This is a genomic window from Stenotrophomonas sp. WHRI 8082 (assembly GCF_040223995.2).
Classification (GTDB): Bacteria; Pseudomonadota; Gammaproteobacteria; order Xanthomonadales; family Xanthomonadaceae; genus Stenotrophomonas.
On sequence record NZ_CP167826.1, the window covers coordinates 3,633,429 to 3,656,852 of the forward strand.

Sequence of the window (23,424 nt, forward strand, 5' to 3'; positions counted from 1 at the left end):
GGGTCGGCGGGTCTTACAGGCCGAACAGCATGCGGCCCGGGTTTTCCAGCTGGTTCTTGATGTCCACCAGGAACTGCACCGAATCCTTGCCGTCGATGATGCGGTGGTCGTAGGACAGGGCCAGGTACATCATCGGCGCGATCACGACCTGGCCGTTCTCGGCGATCGGACGTTCCTTGATCGCGTGCATGCCCAGGATGGCGCTCTGCGGCGGGTTGATGATCGGGGTGGACAGCAGTGAACCGAAGGTGCCGCCGTTGGTCACGGTGAAGGTGCCGCCCTGCAGGTCGTCCAGGCTCAGCTTGCCGTCACGCGCCTTCTTGGCGTACTCGGCGATGCCCTTTTCGATATCGGCGAACGACTGGCGTTCGACGTTGCGCAGCACCGGAGTGACCAGGCCCTTTTCGGTGGACACCGCGATGGAGATGTCCGAGAAGCCGTGATAGATGATGTCGCTGCCGTCGATGGACGCATTGACCAGCGGGAAGCGCTGCAGCGCGTTGGCGGCGGCCTTGACGAAGAAGCTCATGAAGCCGAGCTTGATGCCGTGCGCCTTCTGGAACTCTTCCTGCAGTTCCTTGCGCGCGGCCGATACCTTGGCGAGGTTGACCTCGTTGAAGGTGGTCAGCATCGCGGTGCCGTTCTTGGATTCCATCAGGCGGTCGGCGATGCGCTTGCGCATGCGGGTCATCGGCACGCGTTCTTCCGGACGCGCACCACCGGCCTTGCCAGCGCCGCCGTTGCGGGCGTAGTTGACGATGTCTTCCTTGGTCACCGCGCCACGACGACCGGTACCGTCCACGTCAGCCGGGTTCACACCTTCGGTGATCGCCGAGAAACGGGCGCCCGGGGGCAGCGAATCGGCGGCGGACTTCGCAGCCGGTGCCGGAGCGGCAGCGGCCTTCGGTGCGTCGGTGGCCTGTGCCGGTGCAGCTTCGGCCTTCTTTTCTTCAGCGGCCGGGGCCGGGGCTGCGGCTTCAGCCACTGCACCTTCCTCGATGATCGCCAGCACCTGGGAGCTGGTGACGGTGTCACCTTCCTGGAACTTGATTTCCTTCAGCACGCCGTCGACGGTCGACGGGACTTCCAGAACGACCTTGTCGGTCTCCAGGTCAACCAGATTCTCGTCACGCTTGACGGCGTCGCCGACCTTCTTGTGCCAGGTGGCGATGGTGCCGTCGGAGACGGATTCGGGCAGTACCGGGACTTTGACTTCGGTGGCCATGCGGGGGCTTCCTGGGTTCTTTTTTCGTGGAATGGGGAGGTTATTCGGCGACCGAGTCGTCGAACGGGTTGACCAGCGCATCGGCGACCAGCTTCTGCTGCTCGATGACGTGGTCAGCCATGTGGCCGGCTGCCGGCGATGCCGACCGTGCACGACCTGCGTAATGGAGGCTCTGGCCTTCGCCGACGCAGAACTGCAGGTGGTGGCGGATCTGGTACCACGCACCCTGGTTCTGCGGCTCTTCCTGCGTCCACACCACGTCGGTGGCATTGCCGTACTTCTTCAGTTCGGCAGCCAGCAGCGCGCGCGGGAACGGGTACAGCTGCTCCACGCGGATGATCGCCACGTCGTCCTGGCCCCGCTTGGTCTGGTCTTCCAGCAGGTCGTAGTAGACCTTGCCCGAGCACAGCACCACGCGCTTGACCTTCTTCGGATCTGCCTTGGCATCACCGATGAGGTGCTGGAACTCGCCATTGGCCAGTTCTTCCAGCGTCGACACGGCCAGCTTGTGGCGCAGCAGCGACTTGGGCGACATCACGATCAGCGGCTTGCGCGTGGTCAGGTGCTGCTGGCGACGCAGCATGTGGAAGGCCTGCGCCGGCGTGGACGGGACCACCACCAGCATGTTTTCCAGCGCACACAACTGCAGGAAGCGCTCAAGGCGCGCCGAGCTGTGTTCCGGACCCTGGCCTTCATACCCATGCGGCAGCAGCAGGGTTAGACCGGTCAGGCGGCCCCACTTGGCTTCACCGGCGGCGATGAACTGGTCGATCACCACCTGGGCGCCGTTGGCGAAATCGCCGAACTGGCCTTCCCAGATGCACAGGGTGCCCGGGTCGGTGGTGGAGAACCCGTACTCGAATGCCATCACGGCTTCTTCGCTGAGCAGCGAATCGATGATGGTGGCTTTTTCCGGCGCGTCCACCAGCTGCCGCAGCGGCAGGTAGTAGTTGTCGGTGTTCTGGTCGTGCAGGATCGCGTGGCGGTGCGTGAACGTACCGCGGCCGACGTCCTGACCGACCAGACGCAGGCGATGGCCTTCGTCGAGCAGGGTGGCGTAGGCCAGGTTTTCCGCAAAGCCCCAGTCGCCCGGGATCTCGCCGGCGGCCATCTTGCGACGGTCGTCATACACCTTGGCCACGCGCGAATGGACCTGCACGCTTTCCGGGATGGTGGTGATCCGCTTGGCCAGATCGGTCAGCTTCTCCATGCCTACCGCAGTGCTGATGCTGTCCGACAGCTTGCCGTCCAGCAGCTTCGGCCAGTCCACGAACAGCGGGCTGGTCGGCGGGGTCTTCTCCACCTTGGCCAGCTCGGTGGTGTACTCGCCGCTGTCCAGCTTGACGCGGTAGCCATCCACCAGTGCCTTGCCGCCACCGGATTCGATCACGCCGGCCTGCTCAAGCTGCTCGGCGTACATCTCACGGGTGGTCTTGTGCTTGCGGATCACCTGGTACATCAACGGCTGGGTGATGGCCGGTTCGTCGGCTTCGTTATGGCCCCAGCGGCGGTAGCACATCAGGTCGATGACCACGTCCTTGGCAAACTTCTGCCGGAACTCGAAGGCCAGCTTGGCAGCGAACACCACGGCCTCGGGATCATCACCGTTCACGTGGAAGACCGGTGCGGCAATCATCTTGGCCACATCGGTGCAGTACAGCGTGGAGCGCGAGTCTTCCGGGTTCGACGTGGTGAAGCCGACCTGGTTGTTGACCACGATGTGCACGGTGCCGCCGACGGCGAAACCGCGCGCCTGCGACATCTGGAACAGCTCCATCACCACGCCCTGACCGGCAAACGCCGCATCACCGTGGATCAGGATCGGCATCACCTGCTTGCGCTCGGTGTCGCTGCGGCGTTCCTGGCGCGACCGCACCGAACCGGCCACCACCGGATCGGCGATTTCCAGGTGCGACGGGTTGAACGCCAGCGCCAGATGAACCGGGCCGCCGTCAGTGCTGACATCGGCGGAGAAGCCCATGTGGTACTTCACGTCACCGGCGGAGGCATGGTTGTCGTGCTCGAACTTGCCTTCGAATTCGTCGAACAGCTTGCGCGGGTTCTTGCCCAGCGTGTTGACCAGCACATTCAAGCGGCCACGGTGGGCCATGCCGATCACTACGTCCTTGACGCCGTCCTTGCCGGCATCACGGATGATGGTGTCCATCATCGGGATCAGCGCGTCGCCGCCTTCCAGCGAGAAGCGCTTCTGGCCCACGTACTTGGTGTGCAGGTAGCGTTCCAGGCCTTCCGCAGCGGTCAGGCGCTCCAGCGTGCGGCGCTTGGTCTCTGCATCCAGCGCGTAGTCGCCACCGGCGAGCTCGAGCTTTTTGTAGATCCACTGGCGCTGCTCGACCTCGGAGATGTGCATGAACTCCGCACCGATCGAACCGGTGTAGGTCGCCTTCAGGCGCGCCAGCAGGTCACGCAGTTTCATGCGCGGCTGGCCACCCACGCCGCCGGTGCTGAACTCTGCGTTCAGGTCACCATCGGACAGGCTGTGGAAGGGCAGGCCAAGGTCCGGCGGGTTGGTCGGTTCGGCCAGGCCAAGCGGATCCAGGCGCGCACCGAGGTGGCCGCGCGAACGGTAGGCGGTGATCAGGCGGCCGACATTGCGCTCGCGCTCGTCACCGGCACCTTCGCCCGTACCGCTCTTCAGCGCACCCTTGGCGGCGTCTGCGATGTGCGCGATGACGGCCGAGTGCGGGATGTCACCGGCTTCGCGACCCTGGAAGCCATCGAAGTAGGCCTTCCATTTGGGATCGACACTGTCCGGCGAGACGAGGTACTGCTCGTACAGATCCTCGACATAGGAGGCGTTGCCGCCGGCGAGTTGCGATGATTGCGCAAACTGCTTCAGTAGATTGTCCACGATGGAGAGTGATTATTCGCTTGTGGGGTAGGGCTCTGGAAGTACCCGGCCGACTGGATGAATAGCCATGCACGGGCGCGTTCAAACACTTGAATTGTACCCCTATCCGCCGAATGAAGGGGCGCTGCGGGGTGCTTTGGGTGGCCTGCCGTGCCGCTGGCAGACAGGTTGCAGTGGGGTGCCAGGCTCAGATCCCGAGAGCCCGCAGCTCGTTGCATTCGCGCGAACGGTCCCAGACCCGCTGCAATTGTTGCTCGAACGGCTGCGAACGTGATGGCAGGGCAATGCCCGCTTCGCCGTCCAGTCGATGGCCCATCAGACGAAAGTAGTAGTCGCCGCTGTCATTGCAGGCACAGGCCGATGCCAGTGCGCGATCGACCGGGTCGCTGACCTCGCGGAACTGGAAGACGCTGGGCAGTCGTTGCGCCAGCGCCAGCAGCGGTGCGCCCCCCGCCTGCACCGCGGCCGCATCGTGCACGATCACCCGCACCTGCTTGTCGTGCGTACGGGTGGCAAAGCGTCGCAGCGCCTGCTGCACGGCGGGTGCGTCCAGCAGGCCGGGGTCCAGTTGGCGGCTGTGGATCCACAGGCGGCGGCGCGCGCGATGGATGATGGCCGTGGTCACCGCCAGCGCGGCTTCTCGACCGTCGACCGCCATCGGTGCACCCAGCGCGCGGCGCATCTGCAGGTGGGTGATGCCGGCCTCTTCGAACCGGCCGCCCTCTGGCACGAAGCCCTGCCGCGCATAGAACTCGCAGGCGGGCAGCTGCGCATGCAGGCTGACCTGTGGCAGGCCGGCGTCCATGGCTGCCTGCACCAAGGCCTGCAGCAGCGCTTCGCCCACGCCGCGGCTGCGCCATCCCGGCAGCACCGCCATCCGGCCGATGCGGCCATCGGGCAGCAGACGGCCGGTGCCGATCGGCGCGCCGTCGGCGTCGCGGGCCAGCACTTGCACGCAGACCGCGTCCAGTTCGTCGCGCTCCAGATCAGCGGGCACGCTCTGCTCGACGACGAACACCTGCTGGCGCACGCGGTGAAGGTCGGCGTGGTGGAGCGCATAGTCAGCGCGCTCGACGTGGAAGGCCGTCATGCTCAGTGGCGGCGCTGGCCGGCGCCGTCCTCCTGCTCATCTTCTTCATCGTCCTCGTCGAAGCTCACCACCACTTCCACGCCGTCTTCGTGCACGTTGACTTCGCGCACATCGTCGGAGAAGTCGTCGACCTCGATGGTCTCGACCGTTTCCACCGCCTCGACCACCTCCGCGCTCGCATCCAGCACGTCGTCCTGCTCGTCGTCCGTATCGCGGGGATCGGTGAGCTGGTAGAAGCCCAGCACCATCAGCTCCTGCAGCGCCTGGCGCCCCTTCGCCGACAGGCCGCGCCAAGCTGCCTCGTCCAGCCGTTCGGCCGCCGCGATGCGCTGCGCGTCCTTGACCGGCACACTCAGGTCCAGACCGCTGCAATACAGGCTGGCACCGCGCTTGGCACGACGCCATGCCAGCCGCGCCCAGGGGTGCCGCTCCAGCAGCAGCCCATGCGCCAGCGCCTGGTCGACCTCGTCCAACGACGGTGCCGGCCCGCTGGGCATGACTTCACCGGCGGCCCGGTAGGTGGTGATGAACCGGCCGAACCAGTCACCCAGCTTGTCCGGGTCATTCATGCGGATGGCATTGAGCGCGGCGACGACCCGGTTCATGGCCGCCACGTCGATTTCGTTGGGATCTTCCGGCAGCTTGAGGTCCGGGTCCTGATAGCGGATGGACTCGTCGGCGTCCACGACCAGCGTATCCAGGTAATCGCTGATCAGCTCGGCCGAGGCCGGCGCGCGCATGCCGAAGGAGAACGTCAGGCACGCATCCTCGGCCACGCCGTTGTGCGGTACGTTCGGCGGCAGGTAGAGCATGTCGCCCGGCGCCAGCACCCAGTCATGGGTCGGCTTGAATTTCGTGAGCTGCTTGAGCTCGATGTCCGGGCGGAAATCCAGCGCTGGCCGCTTGCCCTTGGTCGATTCGCTGGCGTCGATCTGCCAGCGCCGGTGGCCGTGGCCCTGCAGCAGGAATACGTCGTACTGGTCCACGTGCGCGCCCACCGAGCCGCCGGCGGCAGCGAAGCTGATCATCACGTCGTCCATCCGCCAGCGGGGCAGGAAGTCGAACCGTGCGATCAGCGCCCGCACGTCCGGGTCCCACTTGTCCACGTCCTGCACCAGCAGGGTCCAGTCCTGTTCGGGCAGGGCAGGGAACACCGCTTCCTGGAAGGGGCCGGTACGCACGCGCCAGCCGTCGGTGCCGCGGTCGTGTTCGATCAGGCGGGCCAGCACGCCGTCCTCGCAGGCCAGGCCCGCCAGGTCTTCCGGGGTCACCGGGGTCTGGAAATCAGCGAAGGCGTTGCGGATCAGCAGCGGGCGCTTCTGCCAGTAGTCGCGCAGGAAGGTCGCGGGGGCCATGCCCAGCGGCTTGGCGGCGGTCGCGTGGACTTCGATGGCGAAGGGCTTGGGGCGGGGGGCGGGTGTGCGTGCGGCCATGGGTGAGATCCTTGCAGCGGAAACAGGGGCGGCCTGTCGGGCCGCTGATGGCCTATTGTCCGCGCTCGGGCGGGGTGGTGTCGAACGGGTGGAACCCCCTCGCGGTGGGGGCTGCGAAAGCGGGTTACGTGCTTGGGGCCGGGCGGTGGGGCTGTGCGGGGGACGGCAAGAGCCGCATCCATGCGTGCCTCGTTTCGTGCCATCCATGGCACTCAACGCCCCCGCCCAGCCCCACCGCCCGGCCCCTGACAGGTTCCGTGGCCGCCCGCCGCGTATGAAAAAAAAGAAAAGCGGTAGCGCCGACCCATGGTCGGCGAGCGCAGCGGGCCGTTGGCGGGAACCGTTCGCCGACCATGGATTGGCGCTACCGATGACGATATCCCGTCCGGTGGAGGGAGCCCCTGAGTCAGGGGCGGCCGCGAAGCGGCGGGGTGTGGGTGCTGGTGAGACGGGGCCCGCGGTTTGCGCAGCAAAGCGTGGGAGCGGCAGCGCGAATGCGATGACGTGGACCCCGCCATGGATGGCGCGAAACGAGGCACGCAGGAGCGGTTCTTGCCGTCCCCCGCGAACCTACCGCGCCCCGCCCAATCACAGCCCTGCAGCCGTCGCTCTGGACTTTGACGTTGCTTGGAAAGCACGTGCCGGGCGCAGCCCGGCACACACTCAGATCGCGCGGGCGAGGTCGGCCGCCAGGCCGGCGTAGCCGCCTGGGGTCAGTTCGCGCAGGCGCTGCTTGGCGTCTTCCGGCAGTTCCAGCGATTCCACGAACGCGCGCATCGACTCGGCCGTGATGCCCTGGCCGCGGGTCAGCGCCTTCAGCTGCTCGTACGGATTGGGCAGGCCATGGCGACGCATCACCGTCTGCACGGCCTCGGCCAGCACTTCCCACGCACCGTCCAGGTCCGCATCAAGACGCTGCGGGTTCACTTCCAGCTTGCCGATGCCCTTGGCCAACGAATCCAGCGCCACCTGGGTGTGGCCGAACGCCGTGCCCAGTGCCCGCAGCACGGTGGAGTCGGTCAGGTCACGCTGCCAGCGGCTGATCGGCAGCTTGGCGCTGAAATGCTCGAACAACGCGTTGGCGATGCCGAAGTTGCCCTCGGCGTTCTCGAAGTCGATCGGGTTGACCTTGTGCGGCATGGTGGACGAGCCGACCTCGCCTTCCTTCAGGCGCTGCTTGAAGTAGCCCAGCGAGATGTAGCCCCACACGTCGCGGGAGAGGTCGATCAGGATGGTGTTGGCGCGACGTGCGGCATCACCGATCTCGGCCACGTTGTCATGCGGCTCGATCTGCGTGGTGTACGGGTTGAACACCAGGCCCAGGCCTTCGACGAAACGCTGGGCGAACAGCGGCCAGTCCACGTCCGGGTAGCTGACCACGTGCGCGTTGTAGTTGCCCACTGCGCCGTTGATCTTGCCGGTCAGCTCGACCGCGGCGATCTGACGACGCTGGCGTTCCAGGCGGGCAACCACGTTGGCCAGCTCTTTGCCCAGGGTGGTCGGCGAGGCGGTCTGGCCGTGGGTGCGCGACAGCATCGGCTGCGCGGCCTGTGCATGGGCGAGGCTGCGCAGCGATGCCGCGATGCCATCGAGGGTCGGCAGCAGCACCTCGCGGCGGGCCTGCTCCAGCATCAGGCCGTAGCTGAGGTTGTTGATGTCTTCGCTGGTGCAGGCGAAGTGCACGAACTCCAGCGCCGGGGCCAGCTCGGCATCGTCCTTCAGCTGTTCCTTGATGAAGTATTCCACCGCCTTGACGTCATGGTTGGTGGTGCGCTCGATGTCCTTCACGCGTGCGGCCTGCGCGGGGCTGAAGCCATCGGCCAGCGCGCGCAGGCGGGTGGTGGCGGCTGCCGAGAACGGTGCCAGCTCCACGATGGCCGGCTCGGCAGCGAGCGCCAGCAGCCACTCCACTTCTACCTTGATGCGCGCCTTTATCAGGCCGTACTCGGAAAAGATCGGGCGCAGGGCATCGACCTTGCCGGCATAACGGCCATCGAGCGGGGACAGGGCGAGCAGGGCAGATTCGGACATGTCGGCAGGCAGCTGGGAAACGGCGGGGGGCATAGTCTAATCCAGCTGGGCATACGGCATGCCCCGCAGGCCGCCGCCGGTTGCCGCCGCCCGTGCGTTGACGGCCCGTCGCCATCCCCACGCGGTATCCTGAAAGCAGACGCCAGCCAGGGACTCTGCCCGATGCCAGCCGCAGTGTCCCTTTCCCCCTGAAAGATTGCGGAGTTGATCGATGAGCAAGCGTTCCAGCACCATTTCCAGCACCGGTTTCCGGACCGAACATGACAGCATGGGCGAGCTGCAGGTGCCCGCGGACGCCCTGTGGGGCGCGCAGACCCAGCGTGCCGTGGACAACTTCCCGGTGTCCGGCCAGCGCATGCCGCGGGGCTTCATCCGCGCACTCGGCCTGGTCAAGGGCGCGGCCGCCGAGGTCAATGCCGATCTGGGCCACCTGCCGAAGAACATCGCCAAGGCCGTGCAGTTGGCGGCGGCCGAAGTGGCGGGTGGCGAGTGGGACGCGCACTTCCCGATCGATGTCTACCAGACCGGCTCGGGTACCTCCTCGAACATGAATGCTAACGAGGTCATCGCCACGCTGGCCAACCGCGCCGGCAAGGCGGGCCGCATCACGGTGCACCCCAATGACCATGTCAACCAGGGCCAGAGCTCTAACGATGTGATTCCCACGGCGCTGCGGGTGTCTGCCGCGCTGGCGGCACAGGAAGACCTGCTGCCCGCGCTGGCCCACCTGCGCAAGGTCATCGACCGCAAGGGCCGCAGCCTGCGCAAGGTGGTCAAGACGGGCCGTACCCATCTCATGGATGCGATGCCGCTGACCTTCGAGCAGGAATTCTCGGCGTGGTCGGCGCAGTTGTCTTCGGCACAGGACCGGTTCGACGACAGCCTGAAGCGTCTGCGCCGCCTGCCGTTGGGAGGCACCGCCATCGGTACCGGCATCAACGCCGACCCGCGTTTCGGCGAGCGCGTGGCCAAGGTCCTGAAAAGCAGTACCGGGGTGAAGTTCGAGAGCGCCGCCAACAAGTTCGAAGGGCTCGCCGCGCAGGATGATGCGGTGGAAATCTCCGGCCAGCTCAACGCCCTCGCGGTGGCGCTGATCAAGATCGCCAACGACCTGCGCTGGATGAATGCCGGTCCGTTGGCCGGTCTGGGCGAGATCGAGCTGCCCGCGCTGCAGCCTGGCAGCTCGATCATGCCGGGCAAGGTCAACCCGGTGATTCCGGAAGCGACGGTAATGGCCTGCGCGCAGGTGATCGGCCACCACACGGCGATCACCGTGGCCGGGCAGACGGGCAACTTCCAGTTGAACGTGACCCTGCCGCTGATCGCGGTGAACCTGCTGGACAGCATCAATCTGCTGGCGAATGTGTCACGGCTGCTTGCCGACAGCGCCATCGACGGACTGACCGTGCGCGAGGACCGCGTGCGTGAGGCGCTGGACCGCAATCCGATCCTGGTCACCGCGCTGAATCCGATCATCGGCTATGAAAAAGCGGCGGCGATCGCCAAGCGCGCGTACAAGGAGCAGCGTCCGGTGCTGGACGTCGCCTTGGAAGACAGCGGCCTGGAGGAAGCCGAGCTGCGTCGGCTGCTGGATCCGAAGGCCTTGACCGCTGGCGGAATCCCCGCCGGCGGTTGATTTACCGGCGCCGGACGGTCTGCGTCGCCGAGCGTGGCTCGGCGCTCCAGACTGTCCGGATCCTGCGTGATCGGCGGGCCCTCAGCGGCGGTCGGCCTGCAGGTTGCCGAACGTCTCGGTGTAATCCTTGAACTCCGGGATCACCTGCACCAGGTCGGCCGGGATCGGATTGCCCCCTTCGGGTGGCACGATCTTCACCGGCTTCCTGTCCGGGTCGGCCGGCGCATCGACCAGCGTGTTCTGCCGCAGTACCTGCAGGTGGCCGAACATCTGCTGCAGCATCTGCTGCTGGTTGGGCTGCAACGGTATCTCGATCTCGTCCACTTTCATGTGGCCGTTGGCCAGGATGATGATGTTGGGCGCTGGCGCGCGGCGCACGGTGACCATCGTGTCGCTGACGGTGATCTTGGGCTTGCTGCGCTCCACGCGGTGGTTGCGGTACTCCTGGTCACAGCCAGCGAGCATCAGGCAGGACAGGGCGGCCAGCAGCAGGAACAGCTTCTTCATGGCGGTCCAGAGAGGGGGAGGGGAGCCCCCTAGTGTAATACCGGCAACGCGCTCCGGCCGCCGCCGCAGGGGCGGTGGCGGCCGGGTGCGCTCATTTGCCGCAGTCGACGATGTCGTTGTGGTCCATCTTCGCGTAAGGCGCGAACTCGGGCAGCGTCGCCGCGAGGGCCTGCTGGGACGCCATCATCGCCGGCAGCTGGTCGCAGATGCCTTTTGCCTGTTCTTTCATCTTTTCGGCCTCGGCGTTGATGCGCTCTTCGATGCCGTCGGTCTTTCCGCTGAAGACCCCTTTCAACGCCTCACCGGCTGCCTTGACGCCCAGGTTCGCCCCGGACACGCCGATCTGCATGCCGGCTTCGGCAATGCGTTCGATCTGGTGCCGGTACTCCAGCAGTTGGGCGCGTTGTTCGGCGGTGGTCACCACGTCCTTGCCCTGGATCAGCAAGCCCCCCTGCGGGGTGATCTCCGCCGTCGGCAGCCCGTCGACGGTCAGCTTGAAGTTGGTGGTCGCCATTTCTTTGCGCGCCGTGTCGGTGGCTTCCTGCACCGTGCGGCCGATGGTGCTGGTGGAGTCGGTGACCGATTTGGCTGCATCGTTCCCTGCCCGGTCGCAGGCGGTGAGGGACAGGGCGAGCAGGGCAGGCAGGAGCAGGGGACGCAGGTTCATGATGGGATTCCGTGTCAAAGGATCAGGGGTTACTTGCCACGCGGCAGGCTGACAGTGCCGCGCACGCCGTCATGGCGGATGCTGCCGCTGCCACTGCGTTCGACGGTCAGGTTGCCGCCGACACCGTTTACGCGTACATCCCCCGAGCCGTGTGCGCCGACCTTCAGGTTGCCGGTGATGTCGCGCAGCTCGACGTCACCAGAGCCGACCACGCCGATGTCCGCATTGCCGCCTACCACGCGCACGTCCGCGTCGCCCGATCCGATGGTGTCGATGCGCACGTTGCCGCCGATATCACGCAGGTCCGCATCGCCGGAACCGATGGTGCCCACGCGCAGGTCGCGACGAACATGCGACACCTTGGCGTCGCCAGAGCCGACCGACAGCAGGTTCACGCTCTCGGCGCCGTCGATCATGAGATCGCCCGAGCCCACCGTCGCGTGCACTGCGCCCTGCGTGCGCAGGACATCGGCATCGCCGGAGCCCACGTCCACGCTCAGCGACCTGGCGCCATCGACGTGTGCATCACCGGAACCCACCTTCAGCTGCACCATCACATCGGCCGGCACGCTGCCGCGGATATCCAGCCAGGCATAGCTGTCCGATCCCATCGACCACGACTGCTTGCCCTCGCGGCGCAGGCTCACCACCAGCTTGTCGCCACTGCGCTGCTGGCTCAGCGTCAACTCGCGCAGCCAGTCGGCATTGGAGGCGCAGGCCCGGCCGGACAACTGGGCGGGACCCTTGCCGGCCAGCAGATGCAGGTCGTGCTGGTTGACCTCGAAGACGACCGTCTTCGCACCGTCAAGCTGCAGGGTGAGGTCCCGGGTCTCGGTGAACTTGCAGGGCGCGTCGTTGGCCAGGGCGGACAGCGGCAGCAGCATCAGCGTGGTGAAAGCGAGCAGGGTACGCATGGCGGGTGGCTCCTTGGAGTTAGATTTCGCCAGCGCGACGGCGCAGGCGGATGGCGATGAAGATGAAGACGATGCCGACGGCGGCGCCGATCCAGATCTCCGGCAGGGCCAGTGCACCCAGCTGATGCGACGGCGACAGCAGCTCGACGATCGAATCACGCGACATCGCAGCCTCGGGCCGGTAGGCCAGTTCCACGCCCGGGATGGTGCCCAGCAGCAGGCGGCCGACGATGTGCTGCCAGAACCAGCCGCTGGTCATGTCAAACAGGCCCATCACCTTGGTCGTGCTGACCACGATGCCGGCGAACAGCGGCAGCATCACTGCCCACAGGAAGGGCTTGCTCTTGGCCCACGACGAGCACAGCAGCAGCCAGCCCACGGTCGGCAGCGACCACAGCATGAACACCGGGATCCAGCTGAGGTGGCCGGCGGCGAGCAGCAGCGGGCTGGAGGGCCCCCAGATCAGCGCCATCGGATCACCGCCATGGGTCAGGGCGACGATCGAGATCACCACCAGGAAGCACAGCATGGTCACGATCGACGCCACTACGGCGATGATCGGCGCCACCAGCACGGCACTGATCAGCTTGGACAGCACGGTCTGGGTGTCGGACAGTGGCAGCGACTTCCAGAACAGGATGCTGCGGTCGCGGCGGTCGTCATACAGCGCGCCCAGGCAGTAGAAGAACACCACGAAGCCAAGCACCACGAAGGGCCATGCCGAGCTCAGGGCCAGGGTGGCGTCCAGGCCGTTGCCCAGTTCGACCAGGTCCTTCGGATCGAGCTGGCGGGTCAGCAGGTCCAGGTCCAGGCCATTGACCTGGATGTCACTGTTGTTGATGTGCAGGTCGCCCTGCGAGGCGGCGCGGCGCAGGACGAACAGGCCGATGACGATGCCGACCGTGCTCATCACCAGCGAGGCGATGCCCGCGATGAAAGGGGCATACAGGAAACCGCCGCGGTTTTCCCAGTATTCGCGCTTGAGCAGCCAGCGCAGCGTGGAGACCTTGCTGATGGGATGGTTCACGGCGTTCATGCGTAGGTTCCCTTCATGATGGCAACGAACAGATCGGCCAGGCCGGGGCTGCGGATTTCGCCCAGGGTGGACAGCTGCGTGCGCGGTACGTTGTCGAACAACAGCACGGATTTGCCGAACGGCAGCGCGCGCTCGTCGATGGGCTTCAGCGCGCGGGCGTTGTCGACCTGGTCGGCGTTCACCAGCACCTCGGTGTAGCGCTCGCCCACTTCATCCATCTCGGCACTGAGCACGACCTTGCCATCACGGATGAACATCACGTCGGTAAGGATGTGCTCGATCTCTTCCACCTGGTGGGTGGTGACGATGATCGTCTTCTGTTCGTCGAAATAGTCTTCCAGCAAGCGCTGGTAGAACTCCTTGCGGTACAGGATGTCCAGGCCAAGTGTGGGCTCGTCGAGCACCAGCACGCGTGCGTCGATGGCCATCACCAGGGCCAGGTGCAGCTGCACGATCATGCCCTTGGACAGTTCGCGTACCCGCTGCTTCGGCTGCAGCTTGGTGGTGGACAGAAAGCGTTCGCAGCGGGCACGGTCGAAGCGCGGGTGCACGCCGGCGACAAAGTCGATCGCCTCGCGCACCTTCAGCCAGCGCGGCAGCACGGCAACGTCGGCGATGAAGCAGATGTCATTCATCAGCTCATCGCGGTGGGTGCGCGGATCCTTGCCCAGTACGCTCAGCTCGCCCTCCACCGCGGTCAGGCCGAGCAGGGCCTTCAGCGCGGTGGTCTTGCCGGCACCGTTGGGTCCGATCAGGCCGACGATGCGGCCGGACGCAATGCTGAAACTGGTGTTGTCCAGGGCCAGCGTGCGCTTGTAGGCCTTGCGCAGGCCCCGCGCGGTAATGACATCCACATCCTGGGTTGCTACGGCATTCATTGGATTTTCCCCTGGGTCAGCAGATCGTTGACGTTCAGGCCCAGGCGCTGGATGCGCTCGAGCACGGCCGGCCATTCTTCGTTGAGGAAACGGTCGCGTTCGCTGCTGCGCAGCTGCGTGGCCGCTTCTTCGGTCATGAACATGCCCAGACCGCGGCGCTTCTCGACCAGGCCCTCATCGGCGAGCTCCTGGTAGGCACGGGACACGGTGATGGGATTCAACTGGTAATCGGCGGCCACCTGGCGCACCGAGGGCAGGGCGTCGCCCGGCTTGATTATTCCGTCAAGCATCATGGCGATCACGCGCTCCTTCAGCTGACGGTAGATAGGAGCGCCATCGCTCCACTGGATATCGCTCATGGTCAGCTCCGGGAATTCAGCGACTGTGCGAAAGAAAAATACGGCATGGACAAAGAGCTGTTCAGCCGCCGCGGGGGGGAGGGTGCCGGCGGTGCTTTCCCAGCTTCCGGCACGCCCGCATCCTGCAGGCTTTGAAGGGCGGGGGAGGTGTCGACGTTGCCGGCGCCCCCCGGCGCTGCACCAAACCACAATGAGAACAGCAGCAGACCCGCCGCGGTGGCGGCTGTGCGGGTGGTACGACGTCGGTATGACGTATTCATCGGCTGCCCCTGTCTCAGGTGACTGGTGTTGTAGTCAACTATAACACCACCGATTCAGAGTGCAAGCCTTCTGTATGACCAACTGATGGAATAGGACGGACGCCGCCGCTTTGGCCACGTAACCTGTTGAATATAAACAGGACGCTCTCATCGCGTAGGCTTCACCTCGATGACGGCGCGTTCAGGGCGCCGTGCGTCGGCGGCGTGCTGCTCTGGATTCGACGCCCGTCATCGGTGTTGTCTGGCGTACCGCGCGGTGCTCCGGGCAAGGCGGCGAAAGCCCCGGTGCTATAGTTCGCGGCGAAATCCGGGCCCCGCGTCCGGCCCGAAACTTCCCACCAGGATCATCCGCCATGCTGCGTTCCGTAACCTCCCAGCGCCGCACTCCCCGCGCGCTTTCTTCCGTGCTTGGCGCGTTCCTCGTGGCGGGCAGCCTGGCCCTGCCGTTGGTGGCCTCCGCCGCCGGCCTGCTGGATGTCTCTTACCGCCAGTTGGCGGGCAAGGAGCAGGTCAATCTGGCCCAGCGTTACCACGGTCGCGTGCTGCTGGTGGTCAATACGGCCAGCAAGTGTGGGTTTACCCCGCAGTACGAGGCCCTTGAGGCGCTGCAGAAGAACTACTCCCCGCGCGGCCTGAGCGTGCTGGGCTTCCCGTCCAATGATTTCAAGGGACAGGAGCCGGGCGATGAAAAGGATATCCAGGACTTCTGCACGCTGACCTATGGCGTCAAGTTCCCGATGTTCGAGAAGGTGCATGTGATCGGTGACCAGGCTACCCCGCTGTACAAGGGCCTGACCGCCGCCACCGGCGTCGCGCCGGGCTGGAACTTCCACAAGTACCTGATTGGCCGGGACGGCAAGGTCATTGCCCAGTTCCCGAGCAAGGTCAAGCCGGATGCACCGGAGCTGGTCGCTGCCATCGAGCGCGCACTGGCTGCGCCAGCGGGCCATTGAAACCAGCGCGCGCGCCTCGACATATCCAGCGTGCGTGCGACAATGAACGTTTTAGCGCCGACGTCGGCGTCTTTTCACTTCCAGGAATGCAACACATGAAGATGGGAATGCGTGGCGCCGCGGCGTCGGTTCTGATTCTGGCGATGGGCACCACGGGCGTGGCGCTCTCGCAGCAACCGGCTGCCGCCCCGGCAGCTGCCAAGGAGACCAGCAGTTTGAATTCAAAGCAGAAGCTCGGCTACGCCATCGGCGCCGACGTCGCCCGTTCGCTTGAAGCGATCAAGGCCCACATCGATCTGGCCGCCATGCGCGAAGCCGTGCAGGCCACCTTCGACGGCAAGCAGCCGCTGATCACCCAGGCCGACGCGCAGAAGACCGACGCCGCCCTGCGCGAGTCGATGGCCATCGCCAGCGGCCAGCAGGTACCGGGCCGTGCCCCGGGCAGCGCAGCGCCGAAGGTGGACAACCGCCAGGTCGGCCTGATGCTGGGCAGCTACATGGTCGGTCCGTCGCTGGCCGAGCTGAAGGGTGACATCGAGCTCGATGCGCTGTTTGATTCGGTGAAGACCGCCTTCGCCGGTGGCCAGCCGAAGATCAGCCAGGAAGAGGGCGCAGCCATCCTGCAGTCCTTCATGGCCGGCAAGCAGGCGGAAATGCAGGCCAAGGCCGCGCAGCTGGGCCAGACCAACCGTCAGGAAGGCAATGCGTTCCTGTCCAAGAACAAGACCGTGCCCGGCGTGGTCACCACCGCATCGGGCCTGCAGTATCAGGTGATCCGTCCGGGCAGCGGCGAACGTCCGATGCCGACCAGCAAGGTCAAGGTCAACTACGAAGGCAAGCTGCTGGACGGCACCGTGTTCGACAGCAGCTACCAGCGTGGCCAGCCGGTCGAGTTCGGCCTGGACCAGGTGATCAAGGGCTGGACCGAAGGCGTGTCGCTGATGCCGGTGGGCTCGAAGTACCGCTTCTGGATTCCCGGCGAGCTGGCCTATGGCGAAAACGGCACCCAGGGCGGTCCGATCGGCCCGAACGCCACGCTGACCTTCGACGTTGAACTTCTGTCCGTGCAGCCGTAAGGCACGCAGGCGCCCTGCCAAGCCCGCCGGTGCAGCATCGGCGGGACTGGCCTGATTCGGCATTGGCCGGGGATCCTCACTGCATGTCTGATATTCCGTCAAGCGAACGCGAGCAGGCGCTGGAAGCGCGTCTGGTCGAGCTGGAAATGCGTGTCTCCTTCCAGGAGCAGGCATTGGCCGAGCTGAGCGAGGCGTTGGCTGACGCGCGCATGGAAGGTACCCGCAACGCGGGCCTGATGCGCGTGCTGCTGGAGGACCTGGGCAAGGTCCGCAATGCGCTGCATTCCTCTGATCCGGTGGATGAGCCGCCACCGCCGCACTACTGACGTCCCCCTTATGACCGATTCCCTCCGCGACCAGCTGATGGGCCTGGGCTTCAAGCCTGCGCCGAAGCCTGAACGCAGCAATGAGCGCAAGCCGGACCGCAAACCGGACGCGCGCCGCGATGCGCGACCGGGCAGCGGCAAGCCGGCACATGCCGGTGCCCGTCCCGGCGGCAAGCCGGGCGAAAACCGCTCGCCGGCCTCTCGCCCGGGCAATGCCGGTAACCCTGGCAACCGTGCGAACGCCAACCGTCCGCAGGGTGCGCGCAAACCGCGTTCGCAGGAAGAAATGGATCTGGCCAAGGCCTACGCCATCCGTGCGCAACGCGAGAAGGAAGAGCGCATCGAAGGCGAGCGCCTGAAGCAGGAAGAAGCACGCGTGCGCCGCGAGGCGAAGGCGAAGCTGGAAGAGCTGCTGAAGGACAAGTCGCTCAATGCCGAAGAAGCCGACATCGCACGACACTTCCCGTACGGTGGCAAGATCAAGCGCATCTACGTCACCGCCGATCAGTTGAAGGCCCTCAATGCCGGTGAACTGGGCGTCGTGCAGGTGGCGGGGCGTTACATCCTGGTCACCGCCGAACTGGTGCTGCAGACCGAGGCGATCTTCGCCCAGGCTGTCGCGCTGAAGGTAGATCCGAACGCGCCTGCCGAAGACGATCCCTATGCGGACCCGCAGTACCAGGTGCCTGACGACCTGGTCTGGTAGTAGCGGTTGCGGTAGCGCCGACCCCTGGTCGGCGAGCGCAGCGGGCCTTTCGCAGGAATCCAACCGCCGAGCAGCGCTCGGCGTTACTGCGACAATCTTCCCGCACCTCTTGCATCACTCGATGATCGGGCCGCTCACTTCCCGACCGGCCTGCCACACCGCGCGGATCTGCCGCGTCTTGTCGATATCCGCCAGCGGATCCGCATCGAGCACCAGCAGATCCGCGCGCTTGCCTGCAGCAATCCTGCCGCGATCGGCAAGCCCCAGCAGATCCGCTGCATCGGCGGTGGCGACCTGCAGCGCACGCGCCGGGGTCAAGCCGGCTTCGGTCAGCAGCTTCAGCTCACGATGCTCGGCAAAGCCGATCACCCGCTGCGGCATTGCGCCAGAATCCGTACCGAAGCCCAGTCTGACCCCGCCGGCATGTAGCCGACGCAGGTTTTCCAGGCTCATCTCCACCGCCTTGCGTGCGCCGGCAATGTTCGCGCCTGCCAACTGTTCGCTCTGCCACTGCGGCTGCTGCCAACGGGCAAGCACCTCGGCCGGCAGGGCGGCACGCAGGAACGGTGTCTGCAGTTGCTGCGGGTTTTCCGCATACCAGTAATTGGCTTCGTCGATGTTGACGGTGGCGATGTAGCCGGTGCCTTGCTCGCGCATCTTCCGCACCAGCATCGGGTCGATCGCGCGGTCGCGGATGCCATGGGCGATGATGTCGACCTTGGCATCGATCAGGTCACGGGCCTGGTCCAGATCGTGGATATGCGCGGCGACCTTCAGGTCGCGGGCGTGCGCTTCGGCAATGGCGGCGCGATAGATCTCCGGCGGCATCATCGGCACCTTACCGCCGAGGTTGTCCACCCACAGCTTGATCAGGTCCACCCCGGCGGCCTGTTGGGTGGCAACGGCGGCACGGGCTTCCTCGGCATTGCGCGGGCGGGCCACCGCATCACGCTGCAGGCCCATCGCCGCCGCAGGCGGTGCACCGTCCACCGCGCCAATGCCCCCACCTGCGCCGTACAACTGCGCGCCGAGCGTCGGATCGGCATTGACCTCGGTGCGGATGGCGGAAAATTCGTGGCCGTTCATGCCCAGCGCAGGGACGGTGGTGATGCCGAAGCGCTGGAACTGGCGCAGGTCACGCACCACGTTGTCGCGCGTGTAGTAGCGATCGCCGTGCTGCAGGCCTTCGGTATTGCCGACATGCGCATGGTCGCTGACCAGTCCCGGCAGCAGGGTCTTGCCGCTGTAATCAACGCGGCGGGCACCGGTTGCCGCCGCAGGCAGCGGCGCGCCGACATGCACGATGCGCGTCCCATCAATGAGCACCGGCGTCACACCGAGATCGCGCGTGCCATCGAAGACGCGGGCATGCTCCAGCAACACCGGCTCGGCGGCAGCGGGCAGGGCGATCGCGGCAAGCAGCACAGACCACAGGCGATTGAGGCGCATCGGCGATTCCTTTTTCAAGACGTACCCCGAGCCTAACCCGCACACCGTGACGGCACCAACGCCCGCTACCGCGCAACACATCCCCGCTACCGCGCGACGCATCAAGGAGTAGCGCCGACCCATGGTCGGCGAGCGCAGCGGGCTCTACGCGGAAGGCATCCGCCGAGCACGGCTCGGCGCTACCGACAAGGGGGCCACGTTCAAGACCCGGCCTTACTCCGGATCGTAATCCAGGTTCGAGGCCAACCAGCGTTCAACCTGGATGCGATCCACGCCCTTGCGCTTGGCGTAATCGGTGACCTGCTCACGGCTCACGCGCCCGACAACGAAATACTGGCTGCCAGGATGACTGAAGTAGTACCCGGATACCGCCGCCGTCGGCAGCATCGCGAAACTTTCAGTCAACTGCATGCCTGCATTTCCCGGCGCATCCAGCAACCGGAACAGGGTGTCTTTTTCACTGTGCTCCGGACACGCCGGATAACCCGGTGCGGGCCGTATCCCGCTGTATTTCTCGGCGATCAACGCTTCGTTGTCCAGCGTTTCCGCGCTGGCATGTCCCCAGAATTCCTTGCGCACGCGCTGGTGCAGGCGCTCGGCCAAGGCTTCGGCGAACCGATCTGCCAGTGCCTTCAGCAGGATCGAATTGTAGTCATCGTGCGCCGCTTCAAAGCGCGCCACATGCGCGTCGATACCGATGCCGGCGGTAACCGCAAACGCACCGATCCAGTCCTGCCGACCACTGTCGGCCGGGGCGATGAAGTCCGCCAGGCAGAAGTCCGGCCTTTCGACGGGCTTGTCCACCTGCTGACGCAGGAAATGCAGCGTGGCTTCACCGTCGGGGTGCTGCACGCGGACATCGTCACCAACGCTGTTGGCCGGCCACAGACCGAACACCGCCCGGGCCTGCAGCCACTTCTCATCGACGATCCGCGCCAGCATCTCGCGCGCATCGCGGTACAGCCCGCTCGCCTGGCTGCCCACGATGTCATCGGTCAGGATCGCGGGATACTTGCCGGCCAGCTCCCATGCCTGGAAGAACGGCGTCCAGTCGATATAGTCGACCAGTTCGGCCAGGGGGTAGTCGTCGAACACGTGCAGGCCGGGCTGCTTCGGTGCCGGCGGCGTGTAATCCGTCCAGCCGCCGTCAAAGCGCTGCCCCCGCGCATGGGTCAGACTCACCAGTCGTTTTGCATCGCCGCGGTTGCGATGGCGCTTGCGGATCTCCGCATAATCCGCTTCGTTGGCGGCCACGAAATCCGCACGCAGATCGCGCGAAATCAGCGACTGCGCCACGCCGACCGCACGCGACGCATCTTTCACCCACACCGTGGGCGCTTTGTAATGCGGATCGATCTTCAGCGCGGTGTGCGCGCGCGACGTCGTCGCGCCGCCGATCATCAAAGGCAGGTCGAAGCCTTGGCGTTCCATCTCACGGGCGACATGGCTCATCTCCTCCAGTGACGGGGTGATCAGGCCGGACAATCCGATGATGTCGGCGTTCTCGGCGCGCGCGGCATCCAGGATTTTCTGCGCGGGCACCATCACCCCCAGATCGATCACCTCGAAGTTGTTGCAGGCCAGGACCACGCCGACGATGTTCTTGCCGATGTCGTGCACGTCGCCCTTGACGGTGGCCATGATGATCTTGCCGTTGCTGCGTGCGGTGTCGCCGCTGCGCGCCTTCTCTGCCTCGATGTAGGGCAGCAGGTAGGCCACGGCTTTCTTCATCACCCGCGCTGATTTCACGACCTGGGGCAGGAACATCTTGCCGGCGCCGAACAGATCGCCGACCACGTTCATGCCATTCATCAGCGGCCCCTCGATCACATCGAGCGGCCGCGTCGAGGCCTGTCGCGCTTCCTCGGTATCCAGCTCTACGAAGGCATCCAGGCCGTGCACCAGTGCATGTGCAAGACGCTCGGTGACCGGCTTGTCGCGCCACGCAAGATCTTCTACGCGCGCCGCTCCCTTCTTTCCCTTGTAGCGCTCGGCGGTCTCCAGCAGTCGCTCGGTACCATCGGGTCGGCGGTTGAGGACCACATCCTCGACGCGCTCGCGCAGTTCGGGATCCAGATCGTCGTAGATCGGCATGGCACCGGCGTTGACGATGCCCATGTCCATGCCCGCGCCGATGGCGTGGTACAGAAACACCGAATGGATCGCCTGGCGCACGGTTTCGTTGCCGCGGAACGAGAACGACACGTTCGATACGCCGCCGGAGACATGGCAGTGCGGCAAGGTGCGCCTGATGATGCGGGTGGCTTCGATGAAGTCGACGGCGTAGTTGTCGTGTTCTTCGATGCCGGTCGCTACGGCGAAAATATTGGGGTCGAAGATGATGTCCTGCGGCGGGAAGCCGACCTCATCGACGAGGATGCGGTAGGCGCGCGTGCAGATTTCCACCTTGCGTGCACAGGTATCGGCTTGGCCTTCCTCGTCGAAGGCCATCACCACGGCCGCGGCGCCATAGCGCAGCACCTTGCGTGCGTGCTCGATGAACTGCGCCTCGCCTTCCTTCAGCGAAATCGAGTTGACCACGCTCTTGCCCTGCAGGCACTTCAGGCCGGCCTCGATCACGCTCCACTTGGACGAATCGACCATCACCGGGATGCGCGCGATATCCGGTTCGGACATGATCAGGTTCAGATAGCGCGTCATCGCGGCTTCCGAATCGATCAACCCTTCATCCATGTTGACGTCGAGGATCTGCGCGCCGCTGGCTACTTGCTGGCGTGCCACGTCCACGGCTTCCTCGTAGCGCTCTTCCTTGATCAGCTTGCGGAACTGCGCGCTGCCGGTCACGTTGGTGCGCTCGCCGATGTTGACGAACAGCAGGTCCGGGGTAATGACCAGCGGCTCCAGGCCGGACAGGCGGGTGTACGGGCCGTGGGTGCTCATGCCGCCTGCTCCCGCTCGCGCGGCAGGGCGCGCGGTGGCAGCCCGGACACGGCGTCGGCGATGGCGCGGATATGCGCGGGCGTGCTGCCACAGCAGCCGCCTACCAGGTTCAGCAGGCCGTCGGTGGCGAATCCACGCAGCGTCGCCGCCATTTCCTCCGGCGTCTCGTCGTACTCGCCGAAGGCGTTGGGCAGGCCGGCGTTCGGATGAGCGCTGACGAAGCAGTCCGCTACCTGGGACAAGGTCTCCACGTGCGGACGCATCGCGTCCGCGCCGAGCGCACAGTTCAGGCCGATGGAGAGCGGGCGGGCATGCGCCAACGAAGCATGGAACGCCTCTGCCGTCTGGCCGGACAGGGTGCGTCCGGACGCATCGGTGATCGTGCCGGAGATCATCACCGGCAAGCGGCCGCCGCGTGAATCGAAGACTTCTTCCACCGCGAACAAAGCGGCCTTGGCGTTGAGCGTGTCGAAGATGGTCTCGACCATGATGGTGTCCGCGCCGCCATCGATCAGCCCTTCAATGGCCTCGCGGTAGGTGCCGCGCAGTTCGTCGAAGCTGGTGTTGCGGAAGCCGGGATCGTTGACATCCGGGCTGATGGAGGCCGTCCGGCTGGTCGGTCCGAGCACGCCTATGACGAAACGTGGCTTGTCCGGCGTGGTCACCGTCATCGCATCGCAGCAGGCACGGGCAACAGCTGCGCCTGCCTTGTTCAACTCGTAAACCAGATGCTCAAGGTGGTAGTCCGCCTGGCTGACCGACGTTGCATTGAACGTGTTGGTTTCCACCAGGTCCGCGCCCGCCTGCAGATACTCGGTGTGGATGCCGGCGATGATCTCCGGCCGCGTCAGCAGCAGCAGATCGTTGTTGCCCTTCAGATCCTGCTCCTCCACCGGCCCATGATCGCAACCGGCACCGTGCACGTGATGGTCCGCGTGCGTGTCGCTCCCGTCGCTGAAGCGCTCACCGCGGTAGTCCGCTTCCTGCAGGCCGTGGCGCTGGATCATCGTGCCCATTGCACCGTCGATGATCAGGATGCGCTCGCCGAGTGCGGCAAGCAGGGACGTAGCACGTTCGGGATGCAACCAGGGTAGGGCGGGCACGG

19 protein-coding genes are annotated in these 23,424 nt (G+C 65.6%); 5 read left to right on the forward strand and 14 right to left on the reverse strand.

The window, feature by feature from the left end:
- Positions 1 to 13 precede the first annotated feature (13 nt).
- From sucB to purB, 5 genes are all read right to left on the reverse strand, one after another.
- Positions 14 to 1,225, reverse strand: a complete 1,212-nt coding sequence (gene sucB, locus ABRP17_RS15870) for a dihydrolipoyllysine-residue succinyltransferase (RefSeq protein ID WP_188326878.1) — start codon at positions 1,223 to 1,225, stop codon at positions 14 to 16.
- Between the two features lie 40 nt (positions 1,226 to 1,265).
- Positions 1,266 to 4,097 carry a 2-oxoglutarate dehydrogenase E1 component gene (locus tag ABRP17_RS15875; protein ID WP_188326879.1) on the reverse strand — a complete coding sequence of 944 codons (2,832 nt, stop codon included), beginning with the start codon at positions 4,095 to 4,097 and terminating at the stop codon, positions 1,266 to 1,268.
- A gap of 187 nt (positions 4,098 to 4,284) precedes the next feature.
- Positions 4,285 to 5,187 (reverse strand): GNAT family N-acetyltransferase, encoded by a 903-nt coding sequence (locus ABRP17_RS15880; protein WP_349986527.1) that lies wholly within the window; start codon positions 5,185 to 5,187, stop codon positions 4,285 to 4,287.
- Between the two features lie 2 nt (positions 5,188 to 5,189).
- Positions 5,190 to 6,620, reverse strand: coding sequence for a cupin domain-containing protein (locus ABRP17_RS15885; protein WP_188326881.1), 1,431 nt, complete (start codon positions 6,618 to 6,620; stop codon positions 5,190 to 5,192).
- A 663-nt stretch (positions 6,621 to 7,283) separates the two neighbouring features.
- The gene (gene purB / locus ABRP17_RS15890) at positions 7,284 to 8,651 is read right to left on the reverse strand and encodes an adenylosuccinate lyase (protein WP_188326882.1); all 1,368 of its coding nucleotides are present in this window, start codon (positions 8,649 to 8,651) and stop codon (positions 7,284 to 7,286) included.
- Positions 8,652 to 8,862: 211 nt separating this feature from the next.
- Between purB and ABRP17_RS15895 the strand changes: the two genes are divergently transcribed.
- On the forward strand, positions 8,863 to 10,287 hold the full coding sequence (locus ABRP17_RS15895) for an aspartate ammonia-lyase (protein WP_188326883.1): 1,425 nt from the start codon (positions 8,863 to 8,865) through the stop codon (positions 10,285 to 10,287).
- Positions 10,288 to 10,368: 81 nt separating this feature from the next.
- Here the strand turns inward: ABRP17_RS15895 and ABRP17_RS15900 are convergent, their stop codons facing one another.
- From ABRP17_RS15900 to ABRP17_RS15925, 6 genes are all read right to left on the reverse strand, one after another.
- A complete protein-coding gene (locus tag ABRP17_RS15900; protein ID WP_188326884.1) occupies positions 10,369 to 10,794 on the reverse strand; it encodes a hypothetical protein in 426 nt (141 codons plus the stop codon).
- Between the two features lie 91 nt (positions 10,795 to 10,885).
- The gene (locus tag ABRP17_RS15905) at positions 10,886 to 11,461 is read right to left on the reverse strand and encodes a hypothetical protein (protein ID WP_349986278.1); all 576 of its coding nucleotides are present in this window, start codon (positions 11,459 to 11,461) and stop codon (positions 10,886 to 10,888) included.
- 29 nt (positions 11,462 to 11,490) lie between these two features.
- The gene (locus ABRP17_RS15910) at positions 11,491 to 12,375 is read right to left on the reverse strand and encodes a GIN domain-containing protein (RefSeq protein ID WP_349986276.1); all 885 of its coding nucleotides are present in this window, start codon (positions 12,373 to 12,375) and stop codon (positions 11,491 to 11,493) included.
- A 19-nt stretch (positions 12,376 to 12,394) separates the two neighbouring features.
- Positions 12,395 to 13,411: an ABC-2 transporter permease gene (locus tag ABRP17_RS15915; protein ID WP_192094586.1), complete on the reverse strand. Its 1,017-nt coding sequence runs from the start codon at positions 13,409 to 13,411 to the stop codon at positions 12,395 to 12,397.
- Positions 13,408 to 14,289, reverse strand: coding sequence for an ABC transporter ATP-binding protein (locus ABRP17_RS15920; RefSeq protein WP_349986274.1), 882 nt, complete (start codon positions 14,287 to 14,289; stop codon positions 13,408 to 13,410). The genes ABRP17_RS15915 and ABRP17_RS15920 overlap by 4 nt, the downstream gene beginning before the upstream one ends.
- The gene (locus ABRP17_RS15925) at positions 14,286 to 14,648 is read right to left on the reverse strand and encodes a GntR family transcriptional regulator (RefSeq protein WP_188326889.1); all 363 of its coding nucleotides are present in this window, start codon (positions 14,646 to 14,648) and stop codon (positions 14,286 to 14,288) included. The genes ABRP17_RS15920 and ABRP17_RS15925 overlap by 4 nt, the downstream gene beginning before the upstream one ends.
- Before the next feature lie 613 nt (positions 14,649 to 15,261).
- Between ABRP17_RS15925 and ABRP17_RS15930 the strand changes: the two genes are divergently transcribed.
- From ABRP17_RS15930 to ABRP17_RS15945, 4 genes are all read left to right on the forward strand, one after another.
- Positions 15,262 to 15,861: a glutathione peroxidase gene (locus ABRP17_RS15930; protein WP_188326890.1), complete on the forward strand. Its 600-nt coding sequence runs from the start codon at positions 15,262 to 15,264 to the stop codon at positions 15,859 to 15,861.
- A 95-nt stretch (positions 15,862 to 15,956) separates the two neighbouring features.
- A complete protein-coding gene (locus ABRP17_RS15935) occupies positions 15,957 to 16,937 on the forward strand; it encodes an FKBP-type peptidyl-prolyl cis-trans isomerase (protein ID WP_192080040.1) in 981 nt (326 codons plus the stop codon).
- A gap of 83 nt (positions 16,938 to 17,020) precedes the next feature.
- On the forward strand, positions 17,021 to 17,263 hold the full coding sequence (locus ABRP17_RS15940; RefSeq protein WP_188326892.1) for a SlyX family protein: 243 nt from the start codon (positions 17,021 to 17,023) through the stop codon (positions 17,261 to 17,263).
- Between the two features lie 10 nt (positions 17,264 to 17,273).
- Positions 17,274 to 17,969 carry a DUF2058 domain-containing protein gene (locus tag ABRP17_RS15945; protein ID WP_188326893.1) on the forward strand — a complete coding sequence of 232 codons (696 nt, stop codon included), beginning with the start codon at positions 17,274 to 17,276 and terminating at the stop codon, positions 17,967 to 17,969.
- 114 nt (positions 17,970 to 18,083) lie between these two features.
- Here the strand turns inward: ABRP17_RS15945 and ABRP17_RS15950 are convergent, their stop codons facing one another.
- From ABRP17_RS15950 to ABRP17_RS15960, 3 genes are all read right to left on the reverse strand, one after another.
- Complete coding sequence (locus ABRP17_RS15950) at positions 18,084 to 19,418, reverse strand: amidohydrolase family protein (protein WP_349986270.1); 1,335 nt, start codon at positions 19,416 to 19,418, stop codon at positions 18,084 to 18,086.
- A 213-nt stretch (positions 19,419 to 19,631) separates the two neighbouring features.
- Positions 19,632 to 22,319, reverse strand: coding sequence for a methionine synthase (gene metH, locus ABRP17_RS15955; RefSeq protein WP_349986269.1), 2,688 nt, complete (start codon positions 22,317 to 22,319; stop codon positions 19,632 to 19,634).
- On the reverse strand, positions 22,316 to 23,422 hold the full coding sequence (locus tag ABRP17_RS15960) for a homocysteine S-methyltransferase family protein (protein WP_349986267.1): 1,107 nt from the start codon (positions 23,420 to 23,422) through the stop codon (positions 22,316 to 22,318). Before ABRP17_RS15960 ends, metH begins: the two co-directional genes overlap by 4 nt.
- Positions 23,423 to 23,424 lie beyond the last annotated feature (2 nt).